24 protein-coding genes and 1 pseudogene are annotated in these 23,216 nt (G+C 44.6%); 11 read left to right on the forward strand and 14 right to left on the reverse strand.

Going from position 1 to position 23,216, the window contains the following annotated elements; translation table 11 throughout:
* The first annotated feature begins 138 nt into the window (after positions 1–138).
* Entirely contained in the window at positions 139–300 is a 162-nt protein-coding gene (locus tag EJA10_RS23170; protein ID WP_170169020.1) for a hypothetical protein, read from the forward strand.
* Positions 301–352: 52 nt separating this feature from the next.
* On the opposite strand, the gene EJA10_RS00005 is transcribed toward EJA10_RS23170, so the two are convergent.
* The 4 genes from EJA10_RS00005 to EJA10_RS00020 all read right to left on the reverse strand — a co-directional run bounded on the left by EJA10_RS00005 (position 353) and on the right by EJA10_RS00020 (position 4,016).
* Positions 353–694: a hypothetical protein gene (locus EJA10_RS00005; protein ID WP_125477962.1), complete on the reverse strand. Its 342-nt coding sequence runs from the start codon at positions 692–694 to the stop codon at positions 353–355.
* Positions 695–1,242: 548 nt separating this feature from the next.
* Positions 1,243–1,863 (reverse strand): DUF4328 domain-containing protein, encoded by a 621-nt coding sequence (locus EJA10_RS00010; protein ID WP_125477963.1) that lies wholly within the window; start codon positions 1,861–1,863, stop codon positions 1,243–1,245.
* Between the two features lie 12 nt (positions 1,864–1,875).
* Positions 1,876–2,640 (reverse strand): S16 family serine protease, encoded by a 765-nt coding sequence (locus EJA10_RS00015; protein ID WP_125477964.1) that lies wholly within the window; start codon positions 2,638–2,640, stop codon positions 1,876–1,878.
* A gap of 398 nt (positions 2,641–3,038) precedes the next feature.
* The gene (locus EJA10_RS00020) at positions 3,039–4,016 is read right to left on the reverse strand and encodes a PstS family phosphate ABC transporter substrate-binding protein (RefSeq protein ID WP_125477965.1); all 978 of its coding nucleotides are present in this window, start codon (positions 4,014–4,016) and stop codon (positions 3,039–3,041) included.
* A 334-nt stretch (positions 4,017–4,350) separates the two neighbouring features.
* Between EJA10_RS00020 and EJA10_RS00025 the strand changes: the two are divergent.
* Positions 4,351–4,773, forward strand: a pseudogene (locus EJA10_RS00025) (AhpC/TSA family protein); the annotation flags it as partial.
* A 418-nt stretch (positions 4,774–5,191) separates the two neighbouring features.
* Here EJA10_RS00025 and abc-f read toward each other — a convergent pair.
* Complete coding sequence (gene abc-f, locus EJA10_RS00030; protein WP_125477967.1) at positions 5,192–7,093, reverse strand: ribosomal protection-like ABC-F family protein; 1,902 nt, start codon at positions 7,091–7,093, stop codon at positions 5,192–5,194.
* Between the two features lie 661 nt (positions 7,094–7,754).
* On the opposite strand from abc-f, the gene EJA10_RS00035 reads away from it, so the two are divergent.
* Both EJA10_RS00035 and EJA10_RS00040 read left to right on the forward strand, forming a co-directional pair.
* Positions 7,755–8,681: a DMT family transporter gene (locus tag EJA10_RS00035; protein ID WP_125477968.1), complete on the forward strand. Its 927-nt coding sequence runs from the start codon at positions 7,755–7,757 to the stop codon at positions 8,679–8,681.
* 17 nt (positions 8,682–8,698) lie between these two features.
* Positions 8,699–9,277 carry a cysteine dioxygenase gene (locus EJA10_RS00040; RefSeq protein WP_125477969.1) on the forward strand — a complete coding sequence of 193 codons (579 nt, stop codon included), beginning with the start codon at positions 8,699–8,701 and terminating at the stop codon, positions 9,275–9,277.
* A gap of 19 nt (positions 9,278–9,296) precedes the next feature.
* Here the strand turns inward: EJA10_RS00040 and EJA10_RS00045 are convergent, their stop codons facing one another.
* Entirely contained in the window at positions 9,297–9,788 is a 492-nt protein-coding gene (locus EJA10_RS00045) for a YehS family protein (protein ID WP_125477970.1), read from the reverse strand.
* A gap of 410 nt (positions 9,789–10,198) precedes the next feature.
* Here EJA10_RS00045 and EJA10_RS00050 point away from each other — a divergent pair, with 410 nt between their 5' ends.
* A complete protein-coding gene (locus tag EJA10_RS00050) occupies positions 10,199–11,506 on the forward strand; it encodes an MFS transporter (RefSeq protein ID WP_125477971.1) in 1,308 nt (435 codons plus the stop codon).
* Between the two features lie 172 nt (positions 11,507–11,678).
* Here EJA10_RS00050 and EJA10_RS23855 read toward each other — a convergent pair whose 3' ends face one another.
* The 6 genes from EJA10_RS23855 to EJA10_RS00080 all read right to left on the reverse strand — a co-directional run bounded on the left by EJA10_RS23855 (position 11,679) and on the right by EJA10_RS00080 (position 15,770).
* Positions 11,679–12,083, reverse strand: coding sequence for a YecA family protein (locus EJA10_RS23855; protein ID WP_281274448.1), 405 nt, complete (start codon positions 12,081–12,083; stop codon positions 11,679–11,681).
* On the reverse strand, positions 12,080–12,505 hold the full coding sequence (locus EJA10_RS00060) for an ASCH domain-containing protein (protein WP_125477972.1): 426 nt from the start codon (positions 12,503–12,505) through the stop codon (positions 12,080–12,082). Before EJA10_RS00060 ends, EJA10_RS23855 begins: the two co-directional genes overlap by 4 nt.
* A gap of 86 nt (positions 12,506–12,591) precedes the next feature.
* Entirely contained in the window at positions 12,592–13,083 is a 492-nt protein-coding gene (locus EJA10_RS00065) for a carbonic anhydrase (protein ID WP_125477973.1), read from the reverse strand.
* A gap of 12 nt (positions 13,084–13,095) precedes the next feature.
* Positions 13,096–14,103, reverse strand: a complete 1,008-nt coding sequence (locus EJA10_RS00070) for a sodium-dependent bicarbonate transport family permease (RefSeq protein WP_125477974.1) — start codon at positions 14,101–14,103, stop codon at positions 13,096–13,098.
* 115 nt (positions 14,104–14,218) lie between these two features.
* The gene (locus tag EJA10_RS00075) at positions 14,219–14,593 is read right to left on the reverse strand and encodes a Na-translocating system protein MpsC family protein (protein WP_125477975.1); all 375 of its coding nucleotides are present in this window, start codon (positions 14,591–14,593) and stop codon (positions 14,219–14,221) included.
* Between the two features lie 376 nt (positions 14,594–14,969).
* Positions 14,970–15,770: a DUF2935 domain-containing protein gene (locus EJA10_RS00080; protein ID WP_125477976.1), complete on the reverse strand. Its 801-nt coding sequence runs from the start codon at positions 15,768–15,770 to the stop codon at positions 14,970–14,972.
* A 283-nt stretch (positions 15,771–16,053) separates the two neighbouring features.
* Between EJA10_RS00080 and EJA10_RS00085 the strand changes: the two genes are divergently transcribed.
* The 6 genes from EJA10_RS00085 (at position 16,054) to EJA10_RS00110 (ending at position 20,874) form a co-directional block, all read left to right on the forward strand.
* Entirely contained in the window at positions 16,054–16,746 is a 693-nt protein-coding gene (locus tag EJA10_RS00085; protein WP_125477977.1) for a response regulator transcription factor, read from the forward strand.
* Positions 16,736–18,064, forward strand: coding sequence for a sensor histidine kinase (locus EJA10_RS00090; protein ID WP_170169021.1), 1,329 nt, complete (start codon positions 16,736–16,738; stop codon positions 18,062–18,064). The genes EJA10_RS00085 and EJA10_RS00090 overlap by 11 nt, the downstream gene beginning before the upstream one ends.
* 67 nt (positions 18,065–18,131) lie before the next feature.
* Complete coding sequence (locus tag EJA10_RS00095; RefSeq protein WP_125477979.1) at positions 18,132–18,749, forward strand: PepSY domain-containing protein; 618 nt, start codon at positions 18,132–18,134, stop codon at positions 18,747–18,749.
* 147 nt (positions 18,750–18,896) lie between these two features.
* Positions 18,897–19,514, forward strand: coding sequence for a PepSY domain-containing protein (locus EJA10_RS00100; protein WP_125477980.1), 618 nt, complete (start codon positions 18,897–18,899; stop codon positions 19,512–19,514).
* A 247-nt stretch (positions 19,515–19,761) separates the two neighbouring features.
* Positions 19,762–20,292 (forward strand): DUF6143 family protein, encoded by a 531-nt coding sequence (locus EJA10_RS00105; protein WP_125477981.1) that lies wholly within the window; start codon positions 19,762–19,764, stop codon positions 20,290–20,292.
* Positions 20,293–20,343: 51 nt separating this feature from the next.
* A complete protein-coding gene (locus EJA10_RS00110) occupies positions 20,344–20,874 on the forward strand; it encodes a DUF6143 family protein (protein WP_246017627.1) in 531 nt (176 codons plus the stop codon).
* Between the two features lie 209 nt (positions 20,875–21,083).
* On the opposite strand, the gene EJA10_RS00115 is transcribed toward EJA10_RS00110, so the two are convergent.
* Together EJA10_RS00115 and EJA10_RS00120 are read right to left on the reverse strand one after the other, a co-directional pair.
* On the reverse strand, positions 21,084–21,785 hold the full coding sequence (locus EJA10_RS00115) for a LutC/YkgG family protein (protein WP_125477983.1): 702 nt from the start codon (positions 21,783–21,785) through the stop codon (positions 21,084–21,086).
* Positions 21,782–23,206 (reverse strand): LutB/LldF family L-lactate oxidation iron-sulfur protein, encoded by a 1,425-nt coding sequence (locus EJA10_RS00120; protein WP_125477984.1) that lies wholly within the window; start codon positions 23,204–23,206, stop codon positions 21,782–21,784. The genes EJA10_RS00115 and EJA10_RS00120 overlap by 4 nt, the downstream gene beginning before the upstream one ends.
* Between the last annotated feature and the right edge of the window lie 10 nt (positions 23,207–23,216).

Genomic DNA, 23,216 nt, shown 5'->3' on the forward strand with positions numbered 1-23,216 from the left:
CTAGTGTTTTAAGAAAAACAGGGGGACGGTTCTACTGTTTCGACGCGAAACAGTAGAACCGTCCCTGCGTTTTTTTTACAAAACTCCTAAACTACATTCATATTCGTGGTCTACACTTGTGTTCTAAAGGAGGATGGTATGATGAGAAACAATCTTTCTACAGAAGACAAACTGAAACTGACCGAGCTAAAAAAGCAATTATTGAATGTCCCCACTCCCGACGAACGCCACACCGCCCTAAAAGAAATCGAACACATACTGAAGAAAGCCCGCCAGCGTCACAAATTCATGACCAAGTGAAACAGAGGGACGGTTCTGGTGTTTTTGAAACACCAGAACCGTCCCTGCGTTTTCAAAAGCTGTACACTACCACTTTTTCGGCTATATGTTCATTGTCCTCGTTCGGCTTATACCATACTCTTACCTTTTGGCCGAGTTTTAAATCATCAATATGGTTTACGAAAAGTGATTGAAATCCCATGCCTGTTATTCGTGTATCATCTGAAATTTTAACTTCTGATAATTTATATGAAGCATCTGGCTCGACCTGAATAACAGCTAACATTAAGGTATTACCATCCATTTCAGCGATTCTTTTCTTTTCGTCATAATCACTAAACCGAATAAAATCAATGGCGTACCAGGAAACAAGCATTATTGGGATTAACAGGACTGCCCATTTAATCACTTTCAATATAGCCCCCCCCCTATCCTTATCCCTATTTAAAGAAAATATTGTAAACAATTTACGTAACTCCCACTCCCAAGCAGGTTATCTAAATATTTTTGAACTTCTGCACCCTCAAGTTCAGAGACGACCATTGCTTTCTCCTGGTCACTTGTGAACTCAATCTTTGCCTCTGCCAACCCTTCCTTCTAATACCTGCCTGCTTTTTTAAACCTGTATTGCTGAATCAAGCTTTTCCCTCCAACTAAAGAGTCGAAATTGTCACCGCTTTTCCAGATCATACGAAAAAATTCTACAAAAGAGACGTTTATTCCTTCTAAATATCACAGGTACGGTTCTGTTGTTTCAACATGTTTTTCAAAACACAAGAACCGTCCCTCCTGTTTTGGTTAAAACAGATAAAAGGTCTAATTCATATGCGAATTAGACCTCTTGTACATTGGATGAATGACAACATTCTTTGAAATACTTCTGTTTATGAAACAATAGAACCGTTCCCGTGTTTTCCTTCCGTTTGAAACAGTAGAACCGTCCCCCTGTTTTCCCCGTGTCTTCTATATGACTTCCTCGCTCTGTTGTGTTTCTTCCATTTTTGCAAGAGTTTGGAGTGCGGGTGTTACTGCGCTTGCAATTAAGGTGAAAAAGATTACTAGGGCCAGGTCGACTGCGTATGATACTAACCAGACTTTGTCTAAATTAGCTACCCCTGAAACGGTTCCTCTAGAGATGTATTGGTTTAACCCGTTTGAGATAAAGAATAAGAAATAATAAAAAGGTATGTACCTGCTTAATTTATTGCCAAATTTCTCAGTTGCCTGCTTTTCTTCAAAGTAACCCGCCATCCTCGAATACACATTCCACATTCCATAAAGATTGTAAAAAGGAATGATGACACGCGCCAACGCACCCCCAGGTGTAGTTGGATATTCTGGATTTAACTTTCTTAAATCTTTATGAACTTTGAATAGCCAAACTAAATACAAGATGTATAAGATGATCAAGATCAATGTGAAAAACAGCGAAGTAAATTGTTCAAACGTAACAAAATACTGTACAAAAAACTCCGTATGAAATGCCAAGAAATAACTATTAAATAATCCAATTACATTCAAGCCAATCGCAATGAATAAGAAAATCCTTAACACTTTCCCTACGGATTTTGAAGAAAGATCCAAATTTAATTCCCCCTAATTCAAGTTGAATTCCTGTACATTTTTTAAAAAGGAAATGGCTTCGTCCAAATTCGAAACAGGCACGATCATCATCGAAAGATTCTCTTCATCGCCAACCTTATACGCTTCTTCCTGGTTGCTAAGATAGCCGTCATTCTCATCCACATTCTTAGGAACAAAGAAAAAATCGACCTCATTCTGTTCAGCAGCCAGAAGCTTATACCGAATGCCCCCAACCTCTCCAATGGTCCGGTCACTGTTGATTGTCCCGGTGCCCGCTATTGTGAAGGATTTTTCCTCGGAAAAATTCCATTGGTTGGCTTCCTCCACTAATCCAATTGCCACCATTAGTCCCAGAGAGTCACCATAATATTGAGACGCTTCCGCCATGATTTCATTTATCCGCTTTTCAAATGCATCTAAATCCGCTTCTTCTGGATCTGATTGTACAACGGCATTTGCAATGGTCATCTCTTTAAACACATTCATATCTTCTTGATAACTGGAGTAAGCTTCATACTCATCAGAAGATATCGGATAAAACTGAATGTCCTCTTCCGCAAGTAATAGCAATAGCTTATCAAGCAGTTTCTCCGTCACCCCAGTATTCACATAAGTAAAATGAACAGAGCCATCAATACCGAGCTCCTGCACCGGGACAATATTTCCTGTATATTCAAATTCCTCATGCAGCGGGTAAAATAAGACGACAACCGGCAGCAGCGCAATCAGAATCAACCCAATACTAAACTTAACCTCTGTTGAAATCTTTACTCTCACCCTCCCCCTTTCACATTAAACAGGAAGCAGCACATTCCCTTGCATCTAAATGCCAACCAGACATTGCCAGTTCAGTCATTACCATTACTATCGGCAGTAACTTACTAGTTTTTAGCACAGAGGGACGGTTCTGGTGTTTTTCGAGACACCAGAACCGTCCCATGTTTCTTTCTTTTTATCTATCTCAATGAGTAATCCTTTTTCATTTACAGTCAAAAGTAATGGTGGCCTTATCACCTGTTTGAACGAAAAAAATCATCAATCCTAATAAAAAGGGCCTAATTCAAATATGAATTAGACCTCTAAATATGATAACTTTCGTGTGATGACCTGACGTTCCGTGGTCATTCTTCTGTTTATGAAACAGTAGAACCGTCCCTCTGTTTTTACCTCTGTTTTTATTTCAATGCTTCTAATTCTGCTAGTGTTGCCTGGATGTCTTGGTCTGATAGTGGTGCGAAGCCTGTTTGTTCTGCGACATCTTGTGCGTTTTTCATGGTGAAGATGGCGTAGTCAAGCACTTGTGGCTTGGATTTTGCATTGTTTGCGTTCAGGTATGTGAATACTGGTCTAGTGAATGGGCCGTAATCGCCGTCTTCTTTGATTGTTGTAAGAGAAGGTTCAACTGGTCCCTTGCCGAAGTCGATACTTACTGCAGTCAATTTGTCTTTGTTGTTGGCATAATAGCCGTAGCCAAAGAAGCCGATTGCATTCTTATCTTTTGACACAAGGTCAACCAAAACCGAGTAGTCCTGCTGAAGATTGATGCCTTCTGCTAGATCTTTTTCATCCAGAATATTTTCAAACATGAATTCATATGTTCCGTGGTTCTCGTTCGGGCCGTATGTCTTGATTTCTTCGTCTGGGAATTCAGCGCGGACATCTGACCATTTCTTCTTGCCGCCTTCAGCAAGGAAAATGTCGATGATTTCTTCCTTCGTCAGTTCCTTCGCCCAGTCGTTTTCCTTATTGATCACGATCGTCAGGCCATCAAGTGCCACCTTCATCTCTTTTACATCAATGCCAAGTTCTTCAGCTGTCGCTTTTTCTTCATCTTTGATTTGGCGGGAAGCATCATTGTAGTCTGTTCCCTCTTCAACTAGGAATTTCTTGAAGCCCGCGGAAGTTCCTGAGCGACTGACTTCAACCGACACATCTTCCTGGTTTGCCATATAATCCTCGGCCATCTTTGCCATGAACGGGTAAACCGTGCCAGATCCGTCGATCACGACGCTTCCTTCAAGCTGAGTTTCAGTTTCAGTATCATTCGATCCATTCGCCGACTCCGCACTCTTCTCCCCGCCTGAGCAAGCAGATCCGAACGCCATCACAGAAGCAAGCATAGTAAACATCGCTAACCTTTTAAAACTCTTCATTCCTTAATTCCCCCTAAGAATATGTAAGTTTCCTACAAGAACAAGATTACTAGACAGTTATTAACTAGGTATAAAGGACTTGTAAAGGAATTGAAAAGGATTGTAAATGTTTGAAACAGAGGGACGGTTCTCCTGTTTTTGGAAAAACACGAGAACCGTCCCTCTGTTTTGCCATAGAAGGGAAATTTATATATAGTGAAAAAAAGGAGGAGTGGAGATGAACTATGTATTGGAAACAACCGATCCGGAAAAGAGCATCACACTTGGAGCAGCTATCCAGGGAATGCCGACGATGGTTGTATTTGTTCGCCACCTTGGCTGACCGGTCTGCAGAGCTTATCTTGCGCAGTTGCGCGAGCGAATAAATGAAGTGGAAGAAAAAGGATTTCAGGTGATTGCCATCGCCCCATCCAAGGGGACGTTTATCAAGCAGTTCACCGACCAGTTCGGGCCATTCCCATTCCCAATCCTAGGGGACCCGTCCAGGGCAGCGTATCGTGGCATGGGCCACAAGAAAATGCCGAAGTGGAAACTCCTTGCGAAAGCTGGTTTTGGCTTCATCACCGGCAAGGTTAAAAACTTCATTCCAAAAAATGAAAAACAAAAGCAATTCGTCCTGAAGTCCATGAAAACCCAGGACGTCTACATCCAGGGAGGCACATGGCTTTACTCCGCAGAGGGAAAGCTATTGTGGAAACATATCGATCATTCCCCCGAAGACCACGCAAAAATCGATGATGTCCTAAGACAGATGTAAATGAAACAGGGGGACGGTTCTCCTGTTTTTGGTAAAACACAAGAACCGTCCCCCTGTTTTTGCACAAAAAAAACGCTGATCAGCTTGGGTGTGATCAGCGTTTTTCTTTATCGTCTTTGTCGTTTACTTGTTCGAATAGTTGTGAGATATAGCCTTTCAGCTCGAAACCTTCTTCGTTCATGAATTCTTTGATTTGTTTCATCTTAATCTACCTCCGATTTAATAGGTTGTTGGTTATAGTATTCCCGCTCTAGCAGACTTTTATTCAACCAATTTCTAGAAAGATTGGTAGTCTATTAAATCAGACGTAAGATGATACTAGAAAGTTACAAATTTTTAAATTATTACTCAACTTCCACATGCTATTATTCTGGAGTGCATAAAAAAGGAAGCATGGTTCCCATGCTTCCCATCCACTCTATTCCCCGGCACTCAGCCACATCTCCATCGCCAGCTCCAGTTCGCCGGTCAATTGCTGCTTCCTGCTGTACATGATGTCCAATTCTTCATAATCCTGCTGGATTCCCATCACCAGGTCGAGTTCGTTGATTTCTTTTTCAAGGGCTTCGATTCTCTTTAACAGCTTTGCGGCAGGATCTGGCTGGGCAGGCTGCAACACCTTCTCCTTTTTCTCCCTCACCACCGCAGCCACCACCGGCTCGATTGCCTTCTCCCGCTTATAATCATCGTAATTCCCCGGGTAGCTCTTCAAGCCATGATCCTCAACGGCAATCACGCGCTCGCCGATTTTATTGATAAAATAACGGTCGTGCGAGATGAAGAATATCGTACCTTTGAAGTCCTCGAGCGCGGCTTCCAGGGTTTCAATTGAATCGATATCCAGGTGGTTCGTCGGTTCATCGAGAATCAGCAAATTGATGTCCTGGTACATCAGGATCGCAAGCTTCAGCCGGATTCGCTCCCCGCCTGACAGAAACTTCACCTTCTTGAAGACGCTTTTTTTATAAAACATGAACTTCGACAGGTATTCGCGCGCCTTCCCTTCGACGATGGAAATGTCCTCGCGGAAGCATTCCAGCACCGTCTGCTCCTCATTTGCAAAATCAATCTTCTGGGGCAGATATGCTGCCAACACGTTCGCGCCCAGCTCGATCACACCTGCATCAGGCTGTTCCTCACCCAGCAGCATCTTCAGGAATGTCGTCTTCCCGCTGCCATTCGGTCCGACCATCCCGACCCTTTCGCCGTAATGAATCATCAAATCGGCACCATCAAAAATCACCTTGCCATCATAGCCCTTTGACAAACCAACCGCTTTGATCGTCTCATTCCCCGACCTCACAGCATCGTTAAAATGAAGCCTCATATTCCTGCGCTCAAAAATCGGCTTATCAATCCGGTCGAGTTTATCTAGTTTCTTCTGAATGCTCGCCGCCCGCCTGAAGAACTTGTTATTGTCCGCACGCAGCGCCCAATCGCGCAGGCTCATCACCTGCTTCTCCATGCTGTTTATTTTTTTCTGCTGCTCGCGAAAATGCTCGTATTGTACGCGCATATTCTCTTCCTTTTGGCTGATAAAAGCGGAATAGTTCCCCTTGTAGCTGATCGTTTCCATATCCTCAATCTCGACAATCTTATTGACGACATGATCGAGGAAATAGCGGTCATGCGAGACAATCAGCACAATTCCTCTATAATTTTTCAAAAAGCCCTCAAGCCACTCAATCGAGTCCATATCAAGGTGGTTCGTCGGCTCATCCAGCAGCAGGATATCCGGCTGATGAATCAGGATTTTCCCGAGCCCCACCGTCGTCTTCTCACCGCCGCTCAGCAAATCAAAATCCCTCTGCAAAAAGTCTTCAGTAAACTTTAGCCCGGTGCAAACCTTGCTCAGCTTCTCTTCCTGTTCATATCCGCCCTTTGTTTCATACAAATTCACCAGGTCACTGTACTTATTGAGCGCTTTTTCCAAAGCCACATCCTCGAGGACCTGCATCTGCTCCTCCAGTTCTCGCATTTGTTTTTCAATGGCGTGAACCTCTTCAAATGCCAGATTCAGCACCTCGATCACTTTCAAGCCAGCAGGATACGACGGCATCTGCTCGAGATAGGCGAACGATGCTCCCCTCGGCCTGTGGACCAGCCCTTCATCATACCCAGGGCTTGAGGTCTGCGGGTAGCCCGGATAATAATGCATTGACTCAATCCCAGCGATTACCTTCAGGATCGTGCTCTTGCCGCTTCCGTTCGCGCCGACGATTCCGACCTTATCGCCCTCGAATGCCTCCAATGTAAAACTGTTCACGACCAGCGTCGCTTCCATATATTTTTTAATTCCATGAACTTTTAATTCAAGCATACTCATTCCTTCTTTCATCCATAATGAAGCTACGCTTTTTATGGACAGCACAAAGAAGAACCTATTTACTATTCATTTATTGTAAAAAGACTCTGTTAAACCTGGCTGTTAACCTTCGTTCCAGGCGCTTCGCTTTCCGCGGGCAGTCGGGGAGCCTCCTCGGCGCTTTATGCGCCTGCGGGGTCAACCCATGACTTGCTATCCCGCTGGAGTCTACGCGCCTTCCACTACAACCAACAGGGCTTTGAAACAACATTGGCCTTTAACAGTGCCTATAAAAAAAAGACCGTAAGAATCCCTACAGTCTTGAATCCGCATTTTTGGCAAGCATAAATAAGCCCATGCCAAAACATTTTAATCACGATTCAGTAAAGTAAGTTACCTTCTTCTAATTGCCGCAATTCCATAAAGAGCATAACAAATAAACCTACGTTAAATAGGTGTTTACACTCGTTACAAAATCCTTATTAATTTAAAAAATTAATGATTAGCAATTAGATGTTGGTTCCATAAACTTACTTTCCCTCCTCGGTCATTTGCTTTATTATCTCAGGTTTACATTATTTTGTAAATGAAATTGGATATTTTTTCATCCATTCTTCTTTCACGAGGACAGGCATAGACTAGTAGAAAACTTGTCCGGCAGAAAGGATTCCACGCGATGATTCCGTTTCGCTCGAAGCTTACCGCTTCTTTTTATGCGCTATTATCGATCAGCTTCTGGGGAGTTTCGTTTGTTTCGGCAAAAGCCGTACTTGAAAAACTCGATCCCTATTCAATATTGGTGTTCCGCTTTGGTTTAGGTGCTTTGTTTTTATTGGGGATTTTACTGCTCCATCGTGCGCGGATCTCGATTTCGATTGGCTACATCCCCCATTTGATTGTACTCGGCATACTCGGGATCTTCGTCCATCAAGTGCTGCAGGCAACGGCATTGCTAACGATCACTGCCTCGTCTGCCGGCTGGCTGATTTCGTTTTCCCCGATATTCACCGTCATCCTCTCCATCCTATTTTTGCATGAAAAGATGAATGTGAAAAAAGCCATCGGGATGCTGGTAGCCATAACCGGGGTCTTTATCGTCACCACAACCCGAAGCGGCCATTCTTTCGAGTTATCGATGAATATCGGCTTCATATTGATGATCCTCAGTACACTGAACTGGGCCGTCTATTCCATCCTGTTAAAAAAACTGCGCATACCCTATCCAGCGCTCGTCGTGACATTTTACATGAGTTTAACCGGGTTCGTGCTCACCCTCCCTTTCATCATCCGGAACAGGGGCTGGGAATCACTCTCCCTGCTGTCACAAACAGAGTGGGCACATCTTCTGTTCCTTGCGATCTTCGTGTCCGGGATGGGGTACTGGTATTGGGGAAAAGCACTGGAGGTACTGGATGCTTCAAAGGTCTCCGTTTTCCTCTATCTTGAGCCGCTGGTCACCTTGATTGCTGCCATTTTCCTTTTACATGAAAAATTCATCCTCATAAGTGCCATTGGCGGAATCATAATTATTATAGGAGTCATCATTGTCAACGGTGGTCTTGTTCACATGCTTTTGCGTTTTTTTCGAAAAAAATCACCATGAATCAGGAGGACGGTATAATGACCTTGAATCCTCAAGCCGAGAGAATATTAGATTCGTTAAAATCCCCATCGAAAGCTCAGATGAAGGAGGCACTGGCCAGTCTCAACATGAGCGTTGCAACATTGGAGCCAGTGCTCAAGCCCGCTTCAGGAAAGCCCTATTATCGAAAACTCCTTTACAAAAGCGAGGATGTTGAGCTTCTGGTGATGAACTGGTCGGACCTGGAATGCGCTCCCCATGACCATGGTGATTCCCATGGCTGGATCCAGGTTCTTAATGGGACTTCTGTTAATGCAGTGTACGAGGTCAATGGCAACAGCCTGCCAAAAGAGCTGTTCAAGGAGTACCACCATCAGGGGAAGTTCTTCTATGCTCCGCAGAAAGGGGTCCATAAAATGCAAGCGGACGGTGCTGAAGGACTTGTCACTCTCCACCTCTATTCCCCACCGATAAACGGAATGAAAGTTTATGACCTTGAAAAATGTGCCGCCTGTGTCGTCTCGGATGACTGCGGGGCATGGTGGCCCGTGGAATCACATCAAAAGCTCAAAGAAATTCAACTTTCCAAACAAGAAGACGGTTCTCATGCTTCATGAGAACCGTCTGTTTATCTTTCTAACCTCTGAATTTCAAAGCAAGCCCCTTCAGGAAATTCCGCGCGAATTTATCGCCGCACTCCCGATAGTTCTTGTGCCCTTCTTTTCGTAAAATTGCCCCAAGTTCACCCTTGCTGACGCGGACTCCCGCCAGGTCAAAGATCTCGAGCATATCCTCGCTTGTGAGCGACAGCGCGATCTTCACCTTTTTCAGGAGCTGGTTATTCACGCTCTCCCCCGTAAGCGGCGGATGGCCGGATTCACCCGGACGACTTCCCCTTTTAAAAGTAACAAGACCATTAAAAAACTGCTCCATCATCGCATTGTTGACTCTTACGTAGCCTTCGGGAACAATCTCTTCACCATATTCATCTTCATCTATCCTCTGCAGCATCATTCGGACGTCGTCCTTTGTCACGTTTACCCCGCCAAGGTTGAAGATCTCTACCATATCAGTATCTTTAATATCCAGTCCGTAACGCAGACGGATCATTATATCGTTGTTAAGCATCCATGAACCTCCTGTAGCTTGCTTTTTCGTTAGTATTCCCGTTTAACTATTGCAGTCTACCATTAAATATTGAAAAAGCCCATTCTTTTCACAATTTGGGACAAAGGTGGTTCTTCCTGGACATGAAGTTAGCACCTGAATAAAAATTAGCCAAACACAAGAACAGCCCACCTGTTTCATTGGAAAAAACAGGAGAACCGTCCCTCTGTTTTCAGCAAAACCGCCCTCTATTTTTAGGGTAAAACCCCTATGGGTACTGACTTTTATCACTCTCTGTCAAAAAGTGTTCAAGACTTTTTGACAGAATTGTGTGCACTACTCGAATTGTGAGGTACGTCACACCTGAAGCGTGATATAAATGGTTTATTAATCTTGTAAACACCCACTTAAAAATATTTGGAGGAATTAAAATGGCTCGTATCAATACATGGAATCCTGAAGACGATCGTTTTTGGCAATCCGAGGGTAAAAAACATGCCCAGCGGAATTTATGGATTTCTGTCCCTTCCTTGATGCTCGCGTTCATTGTCTGGCAGATCTGGTCTGTAGTTGCAATTCGCTTAAATGACATAGGCTTTAGTTTTACCGATCAACAGCTTTTCACTCTGGCAGCAATGCCTGGTCTTGTTGGTGCTACTTTACGATTTGCGTATACTTTTGGCGTAGGTATGATGGGCGGCCGTAACTGGACGGTCCTCACAACTGCTGTCCTTGCCATTCCGGCTGTCGGGATTGGCTTCGCTGTCCAGAATCCTGACACACCATATTCTGTAATGCTTCTACTCGCAGCACTTTGCGGCCTGGGTGGCGGTAACTTCTCAAGTTCTTCATCCAATATCAGTTTCTTTTTTCCGAAAAAAGCGCGCGGAACTGCACTTGGCATTAACGGCGGTTTAGGAAACATGGGGGTTTCGGTTGTACAATTCGTGACTCCGTTGATCATTACAACTGGCACTTTCGCTTTCATTGCTGGCAATGGCCAGACATTATCAAACGGCCAGGAAGTATTCCTGCAAAATGCAGCATTTATCTGGCTTGTACCAATTGTGATCGTTACGATCGCTGCCTGGTTCGGCATGGATAACCTGCCTGGAACGAAGCAATCCTTCTCTGATCAGTTCGTTATTGTAAAAAGAAAGCACACTTGGATCATGACATGGCTTTATGTAGCAACATTCGGTTCATTTATCGGCTATTCAGCGGCATTCCCGCTTCTGTTGAAGTCCCAGTTCCCGGAACATATTTCACTTGCGTTCCTTGGCGCATTCCTTGCTGCAGCATCCCGCCCTGTTGGCGGCTGGCTTGCAGATAAAATGGGCGGAGCGAAACTGACATCGATCGTTTTGGTAGTCATGATGGCTGGCGCAGGAAGTGTCATCTACTTCCTTGGCAAAATGCAATTCAGCGGCTTCCTGATCTCATTCCTAATCCTCTTCATTGCGGCAGGAATCGGATCCGGTTCAACCTTCCAGATGATCCCTGGAATCTTCGTACCAAAAGAAGCAGCACCAGTACTCGGATTCACAGCAGCCTTCGCAGCATACGGCTCCTTCCTGATCCCAAAACTATTCGGATGGTCCATCAACCTATCAGGAGGCTACCAACCAGCATTCTTCATCTTCATCGGCTTCTACGTCATCTCAATCGTATTAAACTGGTACTACTACCAGCGCAAAGAAACCGTAGCAGTCCTCGAACCAAAGAAAACAACAGCGTAACAGAAACACAGGCAGAAACACGGGGACGGTTCTCCTGTTTTTACCAATTACCACACTATGAAAAGAGCCTTATCCGCAAGTAGGATAAGGCTCTTTCATTTTGCAGAGGGAACGCACCCTTGCTTCTCATTTTAGATAGAGGCAATTCAAGAAGCCCATTTCCAAATTCCTGTTATTTCCCGCAGCATTTCTTATACTTTTTACCGCTTCCGCAAGGGCAAGGATCATTTCTTCCTGCTCTTTTCCGGGAATTGAGATCAATGACATTCGATACGTTCTGTGGTTGGTTCAAGGGAAAGGCCGGCTCCGAGTTATATTGATAAATCTCCTGAAATGGTGAATTTCCTGCGTTTTTTATCGAATTCCTATGAATTGACTGCTGAAGATAAGGACGAAATTGCTGATACCATCGTCTATCTAAATAATAGGGTTCCAGATCAAAGTACACTATATCAGGGTTGCATTTTTTTGAAGCTGTAAATACAAGAGCCTCATCCTTTTTATCTAAGGATAAGGCAATCAGTTGCAAAAACGTATAGATTTTCATTAAAACACTAGAACCGTCCCTCTGTTTCATATATCATACTCCCACAGCCCAAGCTTTCCTTTGGCGGGGATGAAGGTGTCCAGCATTTTCATGTCTTTTACTTCCCAGACATAGCCTCCGACTTTATAGTCACCGAGGAAATAGTCGTTGCCTGAAACTGTCCTGCCATCTTCCAGCACGGCCCAGGTTTCGTTGTTTTCCATCACCCTTAAACAATTTACAAGCTGGCATACTGCGATAATCTTTCCGGTGGGAAGATCCTCTGTTTTGTACCCATGCTTTAACAGCAGCGACTGAATCGCCACATGGCTGCAGACAGCTTTATCAACTTTTTTGCTGGTGTGGATCGCAAGCGGTCCCCGATACTTCGTACTCCATGACCTCGTTTCATATTGCGCCTCCCTGAGAACAAAAAGACTCGCCCAGGGCTGAATCATTGATAATACCTTCATTCTATAAATCCCCCGCCTTTGAACGTCTATTTCGTTTATAGCGTTTCCCGGCCAGCATTGATTATGAAAAATGAGGAAAGCTTGAATTAAACAGGGTAATATTCCCCTGTCTCTGAATCTGCAATATAAGCATAGACTGGTATGTTTTTTGGGATTAGTGGATTGCCCGTTATTAATTCTTTATTCCTCCTCAAGACATCCCTTATAGCTTCGGGCCCCACTAACCAATTGACTACATCATGTTCAACTACATCTGTATAATTGATGGCGTTGATTGTCGCTTCTGTAGCCCCTGACTCCTTTAGCCTGAGGAGCACTTCCTCTTGATTGAGCCTGGTTTCTTTTCTTTCGACTTCCCCAACCAGATAGATTTCTTCTACATTCTCAGATAATAACGCGAGAATGATATTTCTGATCAGACAACCATATGGTTGGGAAATAACGGCCCCGAAGCTGTTGAGAATCAATAAATCCTCTTCCTTTTTATTAGTAATCGACGGTAAAACATGATAAATCTCCCGATTGAAACCCGTAATGATCATTGTTTTCTTCGTACTTTTACTCATTAATTTTGACATATGATCTCTCCTTTACAGTATCCATTTTGCCATTTCATAATAGGCTGGAATTCCAATGATTAAATTAAATGGGAACGTAACTCCTAAAGATAAACCCAGATAGATCGAGGGATTCGCCTCTGGCACTGAACTTTTCAGCGCGGCTGGTGCAGCAATATATGAGGCACTTCCCGCTAATACCCCCATCAACGTCACTCCGCCTATGGACAAGCCGACAAAACTGCCCACTAGAACGCCTAATCCCCCAAATAAAAGTGGCGTAAATAAGCCAAACATTAGTAATTTAACCCCGTGCTTCTTCACCTCAGGCAAGCGTTGCCCCGCAATCAACCCCATATTCAACAGGAAAAGAATCAATACACTGCTGTATAAATCGATGAATAAAGGTTTTACCATGGGGACGGCATTTTCACCAAGTGCCCAGCCAATCAGCAAACTGCCCACCAGAAGCAAAATACTTTTTCCGAATAGGCTTTCTTTTAAAACATCTTTATCGATTAAGTTTGCGGATGGAGGAATGATGCCCATATTCTGTGAGGAATAAATCGGAAAGTCTTTCTTGCTTTCAACAATCTTAAATAAAAGTAAAGACACTAATATTGCAGGGCTTTCCATTAAAACTACCAGGGCATTCATAAATCCTTCATAGGATGTACCGCTCTCTTCAAGAAAGGCAATTGCTGCACCATACGTAACAATACTTATAGAACCATAAGTAGCAGCTAACCCTATAGAATTTTTCAGGTCCATTTTTATGACTCTCATAATCATCAGCGTAATCAGAGGGATGATGACTCCCAAAAATAATGCCCCCATGATTGGAGCCCATACCGATTCAATTGAATAATGGGATAGCTCAATGCCCCCTTTGATTCCAATTGCGATTAATAAATAAATACTTAACCCCTCACTCAGACCGTTTGGAAACTTTAAATCCGATTTAAATATTGCGGCAATGATGCCTAATACAAAAAACAACACAACTGGTGACAATAAGTTTTGTAGAATGATTTCGTTCATTCAGCACCCTCCTAGTTCCTTTTTCCCATAAAAAAAACCGACAATTACAGAATCCAGGCGGCTTTACCGCTGGCACTCTGAATTGTCGGTTTACCTTTAACTGGCACTTTGGCTATTAAAAATCTCCCGTTATTAATTTTTCAAGATCGTTATATAATTTGAATACCATCACACGTTCTCCCGTTCGGGAACTTATATCCGTATGAAAGCTCTTCACTTTTTCCCCACTGATCGTAAATATGATTTCTTTCAGATTTTCCAATCCTGATTCGACTAACTCTGAACGAGTTTTCTTTATCGTTAACATGCCCTCTTTTGTTTCGCAAACTGAATATTCAGCTGGTGTCAGGACGCCTTGAAGACTTACAATAATCATATCCCGCAATATATCGGACTTAACTGAAACCGATCCGCGTCCTAGATAGTCTTTTTCCCACTGGGTAATCGCTTTGCTAATATCAGACTCAAAAGCACCTTTTGTTTTTCTCATAAAAATCCCCCCTAAACAAAAAATCGATCTATTCCTTAGACTAATCCCTTAGCCCAGAAATACACCGATTTACTTATTTCTAACTTTATTACCATAAATAATGCTTTTTCATGCAGCCAAATCGTCTTTAACCGCATGCTAAAGCTTTCAAAGTAAATAAAGTTAAATAAAATCTCTCGATTAACTTATGAAATTAACGAAATATTACCATATACCATCATCAAAATCAATAGTTGAAAATATGAACAGCCTAACGTTATCTTCCGCAGGGATAAACGATGAACAGAACTGATTTATCCTCAAGTATAAAAAAACCTAATCCACAGAAGGAATAGGTTCTCAATGTGCAAATCAAGATATAATTATATAGCTAACCCTATCCCTGCATCTTTTGCCCTTTCAGGCTGGCTTCGAATAAATCAATGATTTCCAAAAATCTTTCCGCTTCCCTGAAAGTGTGATCAGCTAATAGTGGATGGATATTGCTCTTGATGCGGCAGGCTTCAATCAATTCTCTGGCTGTTTTCTTGAAATCCCTCAAGGAAGCAACGGATACTCTGTTTTGATCCAGGAATTGATCCAGGATCGGTACAGTTTCGGATTGCGGTCGCATTGAATCCAAATCAACTGCCTGAAAAACCAATTGATCAAAATCATGGCTGAATTCCTTCGCCTGTTCGACCAGCTTTCTTTCCGACGGATCTAATAGGTGTCCGATGAATTTAGCATGGTCGGCCATAATCCTCAGGAAGAAGACATTTTCCGCAATGATCGACTCCGGCGCAGGGGCAAGTTTCCCTTCATTCAATTCCTTTAACCGATTAGCGAAATAAGCTGCTTCCCTGCTTATATGATCGATTAACAAAGGGAAGTTATTTGACCTGATTTCGCACCGCAACGTTAAGCCTAATACCTTTCTCTTGTAGGCCCAAATTGATGCTGCGGCTTGATAAACCTCATTGTTAAAAGCTTGGACCTGACGTATATCAGAGTTAACCGAAAACCTTGCCAGCTTCTCTTCAATCCGTTCAAATACAGCAATGAACTGCTGCGCTTCTGCAATCAACTGCTGCTGCTCATAGGTAAAACCCAAGCTTAAGAATAAAGCATGCTCCTTCATAATCCTTGACCAAAATTGAATTTCGTCCAATGACCTCGCAACAATAGGATTTGCCATGTAATCATTCCTCCCCCATTATTCCACCACCAATTATATGATTGATTTTTTTACATATTCTTCTGTTCCCGAAATAAAACACAGGGACGGTTCTTGTGTTTCATCCTCTTTATTTACAAAGCCATATTCAGCGAGCATCTGCACTTCTTTTAGCATAATAAAAATCTAGGAAGCTCCCCATTATAAGAAAGTTTCTTTGATTAAGACCGACAATTGAAATATCCTAAAAGAAAACGAACGAAAAAACTGTAATTGAAAAAAATAGTCAGGATGGTGGCAGACAATGACTAATCGCATTTTAATCGTTGAAGATGAAGAAAAGATTGCGAGGGTTCTCCAGGTTGAGCTTGAGTTTGAGGGATATGAGGTGGCTACGGCTTTTACGGGGATGGATGGGTTGTTGTTATTCAGGCAGGAGCGGTTTGATTGCATTCTTCTTGATGTGATGCTGCCCGAGATGGATGGCTTTGAGGTGTTGAAGCGGATTCGGGCTTCTGACCCGGCTACCCCTGTGCTAATGCTCACTGCGCGTGACTCGGTAAAAGATAAAGTGGAAGGGCTGGATCTCGGTGCGAATGATTACATTACCAAGCCTTTTATGATGGAAGAGGTGTTTGCACGGATCCGAAACGCTTTGCGACACTCAGCTCCCCGTCCGGAAGAACCAGGCATCCGGATTGGCAAGCTGCATTTGAACCCGGATTCCCGTGAAGTAATGAGGAATGGCCAGTTGATCCAATTGACGCCGCGCGAATATGAACTGCTGGAAGTATTGATGAATCACCCTAACCAGGTGCTGTCTCGAGAACAGTTGCTTGATGGAGTCTGGGGATATGATTATTTTGGCGATACGAATGTGGTCGATGTTTATATCCGCTACCTTCGTAAAAAAATCGACCAGGGTCATTCCATCACCTATATCCAGACAGTCCGCGGGGCAGGTTATATGCTCAAGGAGAAGAAAGATGAAGCTTAAGACGAAGATTCATGTCTTCACCACCCTGCTTGCAGTTGTGATTTTTGCTGTCATGAACGGAATCACTTATTTCCTATTTGAGCAAATGTCGTATTCGGGAGCCGCCGCTCCTTTGCGCGCAGATGCACAGCAGGCCGTGGCGAAGCTTTCAACCACTGACAGCCTTCCTGAAATCAAAACCATCCTGCGGGCATACGTTCCTGCCAACGGAGCGATTCAGCTGATCCACCCGGACGGAAAGATGCTTGCCTCGGTCGAAACAACGGAAGGCTTACATAACATCCATGTGGAGATATCGCCTGACGAAAATTACACACTGACTCAACAAAATGGCCAACGGATCATGACGATCCATTCAACTGCCCTCCTGTCCGATGGCAGTGTGGCTGCGCTTCACATCCATCAGGAACTGAAGGAAATCGGCGTAACGCTCAATCTCCTGAAAAAAATCGTCCTCATTGCCACGCTTACCGGTGCAGGACTCATGTTCCTGTCCTCCTTCATACTGGGAAGGCAAGTGACCGCTCCAATCCACAGGCTCATTCAGCAGATGCGTGAAAACAGGATAGCTGGTGCATATGAACGAATCAAGCTTAACGAACATGAAAAAGATGAGACAGCGCAAATGGGTCGGGAATTCAACGAAATGATGAAAGAGCTTGAGGAGCACTTCGGGAAGCAAGAACAATTTGTCTCAAATGCATCCCATGAGCTAAAAACACCTCTTACAATCATTGAAAGCTATGCAAACCTGCTAAAGCGCCGTGGTGTGGAGAATAAAGAGCTGACGGATGAAGCCCTCACTTCCATCTTGAGTGAAACCGAACGGATGAAGGACATGATCCGCCAGTTCCTGGAGCTGGCCAGAAGCCGTCAGCCGATTGAAGTTCCTCTGAAACCAACCGATATCGTGCCGGTGATCAAAAATACCGGGCAGCAGCTGGGAAAAGTATATGCAAGGGAAGTAGTGGTTTCAGCACCTGAATCATTCACGATCGAGACCGATGAAGCCAGACTTCGGGAGCTGCTTGTCCTGCTCGTTGATAATGCCCTGAAATATAGTGAAAAGGCCGTCCGTGTCGATCTTCAGCCTGACCGGATTTCCATCCATGACGAAGGAATTGGCATTCCGGATGAAGCAATCCCCCGCCTTTTCGACCGTTTTTACCGGGTCGCCTCTGACCGTAACCGGAAAACCGGAGGGACAGGGCTGGGGTTATCATTGGCCAAGGAATTAGCGTCACAACTTGACCTGGATATCTCGGTAAAAAGCAAAGTTGGTGAAGGAACTTCGATATTTCTTACATTCAAGCAATGATTTCTCAGCAAATTTTAATCTTTGTTTTTTATAATGAAGGTATCGAAATGGTAAGGAGGATGACCAGATGAAATGGTACCAGAAGCCATGGTTTATTCCGGCAATGCTGGCAATCGCGATAGTACTGATCGGTTTTGGCTGGGAGCAGCTGCGTTCCTCAGGTGAAGAAGCAATGGCACCCGAAGTACTGGCTTCCTCGCTCGAAAATATGTATGGAGGAAAAGTAGAGAGCATCGAAGAAAAAGGCGGACAATATGTCACACTGCTTTCAAGAGGTGACGAGCAGTTTACAATAAAGACCGACTTGGTATATGGGAATGTTCTGCAAATTGAGCCTACTAAGAAATCCGGCGGAAATGCAGATCAAGCAAAAAGTGAAAATGCGGAGACCCCTCCCCAAGATGATTCAAAACCTGATTCAGCCAATGGAAAAGAAACAAGCCCGCCAGACCAGCCGAGCACTCCCCCTGCAGATACGGTAAAGCTTTCTGAGGAACGCGCGGTTGAGATTGCTAAAACACAGCTGAACGGTGTCCTGGAAGGAATCGAATTTGTCTCAGATGCTTCAGGCGGCTATTACCTCGTTGAGATTGAAAAGGACGGCGGAGAAAACGAGGACCAGGAAGCCACGATCCAGGTTCATGCGATTACCGGAAAAATCCTCAGTGTCACATGGGATGATTGATCATGGAACAGGCAGCTATCTCTGATGGCTGCCTGTTTTTTCATGCACTCTGCAATTTCTAATCAAATTTTAATCTTGCTCTCAGAATGCTCTCATTTTACGAGGGTAACATCAGTAGTGTAGAACAAATCAAAGGAGGAACAAAACATGAAAGTGAATAAGTGGATCATCTTACCGGCAATCGCAGGAGTCATCACAGTGGGTTCAGTCGCAATGGCAGATGATGACGTAAAAAAAGCCAAGGTTGAGACGAACGCACAGGTCGAGCATAAGGGAACTGAAGCAACCGGTTACCTGACAAAAGAAAAGGCTATCGAATTGGCCCTCGCCAAGGCGGACGGACAGGTGACTGAAATCTCACTGGATGAAGACGATAACCGTGTTCACTACGACATTGAAATCAAAGATGACAAATACGAATATGAACTTGATCTCGATGCCATCACAGGCGAAATCTTTGAATTTGAAAAAAATCGCGATGATCATGCAAAAGCTGCTTCAGGTGCAACAACTCCATCCGGAAAAGCAAATCCAGACTCATCCAAAGAACAAACAGCCGCAAAAACAAGCAATCTGATTTCCGAAAAAGAAGCGATAGCCATTGCCCTGAAAGCGGCCCCAGGAACACTTACTGAAGTCGAATTAGACGACGACCACAAATACGAAATCGAAATCAAAGACGGAAAAATCAAGTACGAACTATCCATAAACGCCAAAACAGGTGCCATCGATGAGTTTGAGAAAGAAATAGATGACAATGACTAAGAAACACAGGGACGGTTCTTGTGTTTCAATCAAGAAACGAACGACCATCTAGTACAGATTCATACACTAAGAAGCCTTATCCACGAAATGGTAAGGCTTTTTCAAATCTTCCCTATACGCCCCCAAACGCAGATGGCAACAGCATATGATCTTTCTTACTTGAAACTTATTGCTGAAGCGATTTTAACAACTGCCTAAACTGTTTCATAGTATATAGTCATGAGAATGTACAGATGGGAGTAATAGTATGCCAGATGAAATGAACAAAATGCCAATTGAAGTGGTCAATGTAACGAGCCCTGCCTTAAATTCAAAGCTCGGAAGATATTTCATAGGCAAAACCGAGCTGCTGCAATTCGGCGGAGGATCGTATGCCTGGGGTGGAATAGAAAATCCCATTGATTCTGGAGTCAATCTATATATCGATATTTTTACCATTACAAACTTTTCATCTCAAAATTTTATCGGGGAAATATGGTTAAATGCCCGTCCACCTAAGAATGCAGTCGCCTCCTTTAATGTCACTCCAACCAATCAAGCAATTTTACCTCCTCCAAAACCTAAGGCGGTAATGAAAAATGCTGGTTATTCCACTGAACCCATGATGAAAGGTGTGAATATTTTTGATCGAATTGTTCCTCAAAACTCCACCCTTGTAAGCGATTCACACAATGGCTCGATCATTATTGGTCCCGGGGGCTCCTTCTCCATCCTTCTAAGACCGGCGGGATTTCAATACATTACAGGGGCGATTGTATTGACCTGGTGGGAGGAATAAAATGAACCATCGGGCCATGCATGAATTTGAGGAGGCAGATGCTTTGTGTTAATGAATAATGAAAAACAGCTTCATGAGGTCAACGTACTGCCCGAAAATGTCTATCACTCTTATCTTGGGGAGTATTTTCTGGGGCAGACGGAAGTCATTTCCCTAGGCGGGGGCTTCAATGGATGGGGCAGACTAGTCAACCCGGCAGATTCCGGGGTGAATTTGTTTTTGAACGCCTATACCATAAGCAACTATTCCAATGAGCCATTAACAACTGAAGCCTGGATCAGCAGCACTGTTCCCGGGAGGGGCAGAACATCGCCTTATTTTGCTGCCGGAAACCAATCCATCATCCCACCGCCAATGCCCAAAGTGAAAATTGAAAATGCCAGCTTCGTTACTGGAAAACCAAGGGAAGGCACCCATGCCTTCGTCAGAAGAGTTGAACCCATGCTGACCCTGACAAAGCATGATTTTCAGGGTATGTTCATCATCCCTCCAGGAAGCTCCTTTTCCTTATTCTTTTTGTCCAAAGGAAAAAACCAGGCATACGCAAGAGTTGCCTTCGGCTGGTGGGAAGAAAAGGCATGATCAACAGGAATGCGGGGATATCATGGAGTTCACATATGCAAAGGAGCCTTATCCTGTAATGGATAGGCTCCTTTTGCGGCACGATCTATAAAAGATTCTTATCCATGATTAAAACAGGAGACCGTTCCTCTGTTTCACTCTCTTCACCGAAAACACAAGAACCGTCCCCGTGTTTCATCTGGTAAAAACAGGAGAACCGTCCCTCTGTTTCAATCTACTACTATATAAGTAGCCTTCACTGGTCCGTGGACGCCGACGATGAGGTTCATTTCGATGTCGGCGCTGTTGCTTGGGCCGGTGATGAAGCTGACGTAGGATGGGACGTCTTGGCCGCTGGCTTGTGCCTGGTGGATGTGTTTGGCTGCCTGGGTCATCCGCGGCACGAGGGTGCTTTTTGGAATGATGGCGACGAAGGTCCGCGGCAGCAGGCTGATTGAGCGGCCGTTGTCTTTTGTATTGAACAATGTCACGGTGCCAGACTCGGCAAGCGTGATATCGCTGAACACGAGCCCGACATCAGCACGTTCTGCTATTTTTTGATTTTCCTTGCCAATCGCTGCGTCCCACACGTGGACATCCAGCTGGTCGCCCTGCTCTTCAAAGAACTTCGTGATTCCATACTCCTGATGACGAGCATCATTGGATGTGACGATGGACTTCCCTTCGTAGGCCTGGAGTGTTTCGTTCAACACGCTGGCCAAACCAGCCCGATCGGTCCGTTTAAAAGTGGTATGGATGACCTTGCAATGCTTTTCGAGGACAGCGACCAATTCATCCTGGCTCATGCCTTTGAACACTTCCTCCTGCGGGGTAACGCTCCATTGCGGCCGCTCCACGCCTTCTGTCCGCCTCTCGCGCCTAAGTCTGGACGCCAGCTTATCTAAAAAGGCTTCTCGGTTTTGGATGCTCATTTGGATTCACCGTCTTTCTGTCTTTGCTTGAACCACGAACGGAACGACTGTCCCTGTGGCGCGTAAAAATCACGTACTTCCGTCCATGCCTTCAAAGGTCCTGGCCCATTTTCAATCATTCCATCTTTTGTCCATGGCCCAAGGGCCGGTTTGGCCATTTTTGCACTCATATTATAAATTGCCGGATTAGAAGCCCATGCGGCAAAACCTTTCATCATCAGCTTCTCTGCCGTCGGACCCTTTTCCTTTTCGACGATGATCTGGCGATGGCGGATCAAATGCTCATGCAAAGGAATTTTTACAGGGCAGGCTTCGGTACAAGCCGCACACAAGGTTGATGCATAAGGAAGCTCCTTATGATCGTCGTACCCTTCAAGCAGCGGCGTGATCACGGCACCGATTGGCCCTGGATAAATCGAGTTGTACGCATGACCCCCGATATGACGGTAAACCGGACACGCATTAATGCAAGCCGCACAGCGAATGCAATGCAGTGCCGACTGAAACTCTGTTCCAAGGATCTTGGAGCGGCCATTGTCGACAATCACCAAATGGAATTCTTCAGGACTGTCCACTTCCAGTTCAAGGCCTGCCCCGGTAATCGCCGTGATATAGCTTGTCAGTTTTTGACCGACCGCCGCGCGCGTCAATAAGCTGACAAGGACCTCCATTTCCTCCCAGGTCGGCACGATCCGCTCCATGCCCATTACCGTGATCACGGTATCCGGAAGGCTCGTCACCATCTCGGCGTTCCCTTCATTTGTGACAAGCGTGATCGATCCAGACTCCGCAATCGCAAAGTTACAGCCTGTCACACCGACATCAGCCGATAAAAAGTCCTGGCGCAGCTGCTCGCGGGCAAAGGCAGCCAGTTCCTCCGGCGTGTCAGATCCGGTATACCCTTTTTTCTTCGCGAACGTTTCACGGATCTGCTGCTTGTTTTTATGCAGCGCAGGGGTGACGATATGGGATGGCGGATCTTCATCCAGTTGCAGGATCCACTCGCCAAGATCGGATTCAACCACTTCAGCGCCGACTTCCTCAAGTGCCTTATTCAAGCCGATTTCCTCAGTGACCATCGACTTCGCTTTGACGACTTTTTTCGCCTGTTTCTTTTGGATGATGCTTTTCACATACTGGTTCGCTTCTTCCGCTGTCTCGGCAAAAAATACATGGCCGCCGCGCCTCGCTACCTGCTCACTCAATTGATGCAGGTAGTAATCGAGGTTTTCCAGTGTATGGGTACGGATTTCCTCGCCTAAATCACGCCAGTCCTCCCAGTTTCCAAGCTCCGCCGCCTGTGTGAGCCGGCCAGTCCGGAATCTTCCCTGCGCGGAGGAAACAGCCTGCCGCATAAAATCATCCTTAATCCCATTTTGGATTCGCTCTTTATAAGGAATCTCACCAATTTTGATGCTCATGTCTTTTCCC

Origin of the sequence: Mesobacillus subterraneus (assembly GCF_003937825.1) — a bacterium.
GTDB classification, from domain to species: Bacteria; Bacillota; Bacilli; order Bacillales; family Cytobacillaceae; genus Mesobacillus; species Mesobacillus subterraneus.